Annotated in this window: 6 protein-coding genes and 1 pseudogene; 3 read left to right on the forward strand and 4 right to left on the reverse strand. The window is 65.2% G+C overall.

Annotated features, from left to right (window positions below; all coding sequences use genetic code 11):
* Positions 1–260, forward strand: a pseudogene (locus tag VML93_RS10160) (hypothetical protein); the annotation flags it as partial.
* Between the two features lie 367 nt (positions 261–627).
* On the forward strand, positions 628–2,055 hold the full coding sequence (locus tag VML93_RS10165) for a wax ester/triacylglycerol synthase family O-acyltransferase (protein ID WP_325610192.1): 1,428 nt from the start codon (positions 628–630) through the stop codon (positions 2,053–2,055).
* On the opposite strand, the gene VML93_RS10170 is transcribed toward VML93_RS10165, so the two are convergent.
* From VML93_RS10170 to VML93_RS10185, 4 genes are all read right to left on the reverse strand, one after another.
* Positions 2,043–2,426 carry a DUF5073 family protein gene (locus tag VML93_RS10170; protein ID WP_325610194.1) on the reverse strand — a complete coding sequence of 128 codons (384 nt, stop codon included), beginning with the start codon at positions 2,424–2,426 and terminating at the stop codon, positions 2,043–2,045. The genes VML93_RS10165 and VML93_RS10170 overlap by 13 nt on opposite strands.
* A 19-nt stretch (positions 2,427–2,445) precedes the next feature.
* Entirely contained in the window at positions 2,446–3,234 is a 789-nt protein-coding gene (locus VML93_RS10175; RefSeq protein WP_325610196.1) for a heavy metal-binding domain-containing protein, read from the reverse strand.
* 162 nt (positions 3,235–3,396) lie between these two features.
* Entirely contained in the window at positions 3,397–3,588 is a 192-nt protein-coding gene (locus VML93_RS10180; protein ID WP_325610198.1) for a ferredoxin, read from the reverse strand.
* Positions 3,585–4,769 carry a cytochrome P450 gene (locus VML93_RS10185; RefSeq protein WP_325610199.1) on the reverse strand — a complete coding sequence of 395 codons (1,185 nt, stop codon included), beginning with the start codon at positions 4,767–4,769 and terminating at the stop codon, positions 3,585–3,587. The genes VML93_RS10180 and VML93_RS10185 overlap by 4 nt, the downstream gene beginning before the upstream one ends.
* A gap of 116 nt (positions 4,770–4,885) precedes the next feature.
* Here VML93_RS10185 and VML93_RS10190 point away from each other — a divergent pair.
* Positions 4,886–5,829, forward strand: a 944-nt coding sequence (locus VML93_RS10190; RefSeq protein WP_325610201.1) for an N-acyl-D-amino-acid deacylase family protein, incomplete at its 3' end; no start/stop codon positions are given.

Raw genomic sequence — 5,829 nt, forward strand, 5'->3', positions numbered from 1 at the left:
AGCGCCGCAAGCCGGTCGAACGCTTCGGCTGGACGCCCGGCGCCGAGGTCCAGGACGGCAAGCGCCCAGCAGGCGATTGCCGCGTACGGGCCGAGCAAGCTGTCCATACCGACCCGAGCCTGCCCGCGGCGATGCTGGTCCGCCCCGACGGCTACATCGCATGGGCCGCTAATCGGGCACCGGTGGCGTCCGCGGAGCTGTCGGCGGTGCTGGCTCGCTGGTGCGGCCCACGACCCGGGGTCGCGTGCGCTACGCGGTGACCGTCGGTCATCGATGACGGCTCCAAAAAACGCCAAAAAAAGATGTTTAACTTTCGTTGCCTGTGGGGAACCCCGGACGCGTTCGGGTTTCCCACAGTGTTGTGGCTCCAACGGGTTCGACGATCGGCAGACGTCCTCGATGGGAGCACCATGGTTGCTGCTGGCGTTGCGGCCGCGGTTCTGCGCGCGCCGCTCGGCGCATGCAGAAACGCATACTTAACGCAGCCGAGCTGATCACGTTATCTAGTTGAGTTATCAATTTTGGTGGGGGCGGACGTGTCAGAAAGAAACGAGGTTCTGCGGGCTTCTTGTGCCTGAACTTTCCGGGGCGGAAGATTGCTAGGGGCCATTAGTCAAGCGGGCGGCTATGGAACGACTGAGCGGATTTGACGCATTTTTCCTGTATTTGGAGACACCGACACAGCCACTGAATGTGTGCTGCGTGTTGGAGTTGGATACCTCGACGATGCCGGGCGGCTATTCGTATAGCCGCTTGCGGGCAGCGCTGACAAAGCACATGAAAGCGGTGCCTGAATTTCGGATGAAACTCGCCGATACCCAGTTCAACCTGGATCATCCGGTGTGGGTTGACGACGAAAACTTCCAGCTGCGTCGCCACCTGCACCGAGTGGGTGCACCGGCGCCCGGTGGGCGCCGCGAGGTGGCTGAGATCTGTGGGTATGTAGCGGGATTGCCGCTGGACCGTGACCGTCCGCTGTGGGAGATGTGGGTGATCGAGGGCGATGCCCGTAGCGATGCGGTAACGCTGATGCTCAAGATCCACCACTCGATGGTCGACGGCGTCGCCGGCGCGAATCTGCTGGCCCAATTGTGCACCGTGGAGGCCGACGCGCCGGCACCGCAGCCTGTGGTCGCGGGAGCGGGCAGCGGTAGTCGGCTGCAGATCGCCGCGAGCGGGTTGAAGGGGTTCATGTTGCGGCCGTTGCGGTTGGCCACGGTGGTGCCCGCCACGATGGCCACGCTGGTGCAGACGGCGCTGCGGGCGCGGCAGGGCCGCACCATGGCGGCGCCGTTCGCTGCTCCGACGACCGTGTTCAACGCTCCGTTCAGCGGGCTCCGCAACATCGCTTACACCCAGCTGGATATGCGGGACATCAACCGAGTCAAGGAACGGTTCGGGGTGACGGTCAACGACGTGGTGGTGACGTTGTGCGCCGGGGTGCTACGGGAGTTTCTGCTGAAGCGCGGCGAACTGCCGGACACGCCTTTGGTATCGGCGGTGCCGGTATCGGTTCACGACAAATCCAGTCGACCCGGCCGCAACCACACGACGTGGATGTTCTGCCGGTTGGAGAGCCAAATCACCGATCCCGCCGAGCGAATCCGCACTACGGCAGCGGGCAACACCGCCGCAAAAGATCACACCGCGGCTATCGGTCCGACTCTGCTGCACGACTGGACACAGTTCGGTGGACCCACGTTGTTCGGCGCGGCCATGAAGATGCTGCCGCACATGCCCATATCGCTCAATCCCGCCTACAACCTGATCCTGTCGAATGTGCCCGGCCCGCGGGCCCAGCTGCACTTTATGGGCTGCCGAATCGAGGCGATGTATCCCCTCGGCCCGATTCTCGCCGGGGCGGGACTCAACATCACCGTCATGTCGCTCAATGGGGAACTGGGTATCGGCATCATCTCCTGCCCGGACCTGTTGCCCGACCTCTGGGACGTCGCCGACGAATTTCCCGAGGCGCTCAAAGAGCTGCTGGAATGCAGCGATAAGCGACCGGAAGGGAGCGACGCGCCCGAGGATCAAAGCCCTCAGAGTTCGTAGCCGGTGCTGGTGCCCAGAATCTCGACGGCCGCGTCGATGTTCGGGACGACGCCCGTGCCGTATCGGGCGACGATCTGCCCCAGCGAGCGGGTGATGTGCGGGCCGACCTCCTTCGCAAGGAGGATGTCCTCGGCGATGACGACGCCGTTGACCATGTGCGCCGCGAGCAGTCGGCCGTCGTTGGTGATCTCGTAACGCCAGTCGGCGATCTGGATTCGCTCGGGCTGCGATCGCAGCAGACCGCGTCGGGCAGGCGTGTGCACCACGCCCGGCAGCCCGGAGAACACCTTCACTACCAACGCGACTCCGCCGGGACCGGCGAGTGCAGCCGTGATCGTGCGGCTCAATCGCTCGGCGTCGAAGGCCGTCATTGTTTGTCCACCGGTGTCATTAGCCGTCCATCGGCAGGACGAACGACGGCGTGATGGTTTCTCCGCTGCCGCTGCGACGCACGGCCGTTCCTCCGGTGTAGAACTCCACGGTGTGCATGCCCCACGCGTAGTTGGAGACGGCGAAGTGCACGCCGACCACGCCGGTGGCGCCGTCTCGTTCGGCCTCGCCCTGCATGCGCGACATTGCGAGCTCACGTGCTTGGTAGTTGCCCTGCGTCCACTGCGGCATCTCCACGTTGCGCCCGATCTGGCGCAGTGTCTGCATGAACCCTTGCACGGCGATGTGGAAGACGCAGTTGCCCATCACGAAGGCGACGGGCGCCCATCCGGATCGCAGCAAGGTCACCATGTCCTGGCCCGACAGGTGGCTGGAGAACGCTTGTCCGTTGGAACGCCTAAACGCGCCGGGCTTGTCGGTGTACCGGACCGCCGTGCCCACCGCGATGAATTCCAGATGTTCGCCGCCCTCGCCCTGATTGCGCCAGTTGAGCCGGACGCCCACAATTCCGTCGGCGTTGAGGGCATCGGCCTCGGCCTGCATGCGCGACATCGCATTCCAGCGCGCCCGGTAGGTCGCCTCGGTGAGGACGCCCAGCTCCTGTTGCTGCCTGATGCCGCTGACCTGGAAGCCGACGTGATATACCGACACGCCCATCACCAGTTCGAGGGGTTCGAACCCGGCCCCGTGCAGCAGCGCGAACTCGTTGATCGACAAGTCCGACGTGAAGATATTGCCAGCGTGCGACAAACGTTCGCTGGCTACCGGATCGAGCGCGGTCGGTTCCATGGGCAAGCGTCCCTTCTGTGGTTTGCGTCAGCGTACGACCCGCAGGCGGCAAGCGTCTGTCATATTCACATGCTCCGACCGCACCTGGGTAACCCCGGGCTGTCGCGCCCGGCGGGAGCTACCGCACTGCCCGCCAATCTCTCTGTGCAACAAGGATGTTCACTAAGTCAGGGTGATCGCCTGTTCGGGGCAGTTCTGTTCGCCGGCGCGGGCATGCTGCTCCAACTCGCCAGAGACGTCCTCGACCAGCACGATCGAGTGTCCGACGTCGTCGGCGTCGTAGATGTCGGGCGCCAGCGTGTAGCAGCGTCCGTGCCCGACGCAGCGGTCCGGGTCGACCGAGACGTGACTCATCGGTTCGCAACTCCGAACACCAGCGGCAGCGCCTCCACCGACCGCAGTGCGGCGGTATAGGTCAGCTGGGTGCCGGGCTTGATCTCGTAATCAGGTATGCGTCGGTGGAATTCGCGCAACGCCACCCGTAACTCCATGCGCGCCAGGTGGGATCCCAGGCAGCGGTGCGGACCTCCGCCGAAGGCGCGGTGCCGGTTCGGGTTGCGGGTGAAATCCACCAATTCCGGATCGGCGAACTCGGCCGGGTCGGTATTGGCCGCACCGAGCAGCGGGCTGACCCGTTCGCCCTTGCTGATCGGGCATCCGCCCACCTCGACGTCCTGCATGGCTACCCGAGCGACGCCGGGCACCGGCGTCTCCCAGCGCAGTAACTCTTCGATCGCGTGCGGCAGGATGTCGGGCTGCTCGATGAGCTGATGACGGTGCTCGGGGTGGCGGGACAGGTACACGAAGAAACAGTCGAGCGAGTCGGTGACGGTGTCCAGCCCCGCGATCAGGAACAGGAAGCAGATGTCGAGGAGTTCCTCGCGGGTGAGCGGGCGCCCGCCCTCGCTCTCGACCTTCGCCGCGATCATGGCGGACAGCACGTCGTCGCGCGGGCTGGCGATGTGGTCGTCAATGGCGCGCTCGAAGTAGTCGTAAATCTGTTGTGCTATCGGCGCCGACGCCGCGTGCCGGTCATCCCAGTCGGTGGCGCCTTCTGGCCGGATGACGCCGTCCTTCCACTCCAGGAATTTCTCGAGGTCCTCCAACGGCAGGCCCAGTAGCTGCAGGAACACGGTGCACGGAAGGGGCACCGCGAACTCCTCGTGAAAGTCGCACTCGCCTTTCTCGGCAAAGCCGTCGATCATCTGGTTGACCAGCTCGGCGACCATCGGTTCACGCCGGGCCATCTCGCGCGGTGTGAACAGCGGATCCAGGATGCGACGGTACTTCGCGTGTTCGGGCGGATCGACCTGCAGTGGAATGAGCGGACGGATATTGCCCAGGTCCACCGCGTCCATGTTCGACGAGAACAGCTCGGTGTGTTTGAGGGCCATCTCGATGTCGGCCAGGCGGCTGAGCACCACCGCCTGCGGCGCCCTGAACACCGGCGCTGACTCGCGCAGCGCCTTGTACATGGGTTGCGGTTCGGCGAGGCCCATCACTGCCTGGTCGACGAACGCATCAGCTTCTGTCATGCAGCTAGCGTGACATCCGCGTCTCGCACTGGGCAATGCCTCTGGACGCCTTGTATTACAAAAATACATAATTTAGGGAAGTTATCGGCCTTGGCGTCTGTCGAGGAGGTCGCCGGATGTTCGATCTGAAGCTGCTCGGGGGCACCGTCATTGACGGCACCGGCGTGCCGGGTTACCTCGCCGACATCGGGGTCAAAGACGGCCGGATCGTCGAGGTGATGCGCCGCGCGGCCGCCGACCCGGGACTGCCGGGCGAGGCATCGGAAACCATCGATGCCACCGGCCTCTTCGTCGCGCCGGGATTCGTCGACATCCATACGCACTACGACGGCCAAGTGAGCTGGGACAGCTTGCTCGAGCCGTCCAGCGGCCATGGTGTCACCACAGTCGTCGCCGGCAACTGCGGCGTGGGCTTCGCCCCGGTGCGCCCCGGTCGCGAAGACTGGTTGATCGAGCTCATGGAGGGCGTGGAGGACATTCCCGGCAGCGCGCTGACCGAAGGCATCTCGTGGGGCTGGGAGAGCTACCCCGAATACCTCGATGCGGTTGAGCGCGGACGGTTCGCGGTCGACGTCGGCAGCCAGATCGCACATGGGCCGGTCCGCGCGTACGCGATGGGCGAGCGCGGTGCGCGGAACGACGCGGCCACACCCGAAGACATCGACGCGATGGCCCGACTGGTGCGCGAAGGCATCGAGGCCGGGGCACTGGGGTTTTCGACGTCGCGAACACTGGGGCACCGGGCGATGGACGGCGAGCCGGTCCCGGGGACCTTTGCCGCCGAGGACGAGCTGTTCGGGCTGGGCCGGGCTATGGCCGCGGGTGGCCGTGCGGTGTTCGAGCTAGCACCGGAAGGCGTTGGGGGAGAAGATATTCTGGCACCCAAACGCGAACTGGCGTGGATGCAGCGGCTGGCCGGCGAGATCGACCGCCCCATTTCGTTCGCCCTGATTCAGATCGACCCGGCGCCCCAGCTGTGGCGCGAGCAGCTGGAAGTGTCGGCGGCCGCGCACGCCGCCGGAAGCCGGCTGTATCCGCAGATTGCCGCGCGCCCATTCGG

Origin of the sequence: Mycobacterium sp., assembly GCF_035499775.1 — a bacterium.
GTDB lineage: Bacteria > Actinomycetota > Actinomycetes > Mycobacteriales > Mycobacteriaceae > Mycobacterium.

Bases quoted from the DNA above. Each gene is read 5' to 3' on its own strand.
- VML93_RS10170 (WP_325610194.1), bottom strand. From the start codon at position 2,426: ATGACGGCCTTCGACGCCGAGCGATTGAGCCGCACGATCACGGCTGCA.
- VML93_RS10165 (WP_325610192.1), top strand. From the start codon at position 628: ATGGAACGACTGAGCGGATTTGACGCATTTTTCCTGTATTTGGAGACA.
- VML93_RS10175 (WP_325610196.1), bottom strand. From the start codon at position 3,234: ATGGAACCGACCGCGCTCGATCCGGTAGCCAGCGAACGTTTGTCGCAC.
- VML93_RS10185 (WP_325610199.1), bottom strand. From the start codon at position 4,769: ATGACAGAAGCTGATGCGTTCGTCGACCAGGCAGTGATGGGCCTCGCC.
- VML93_RS10180 (WP_325610198.1), bottom strand. From the start codon at position 3,588: ATGAGTCACGTCTCGGTCGACCCGGACCGCTGCGTCGGGCACGGACGC.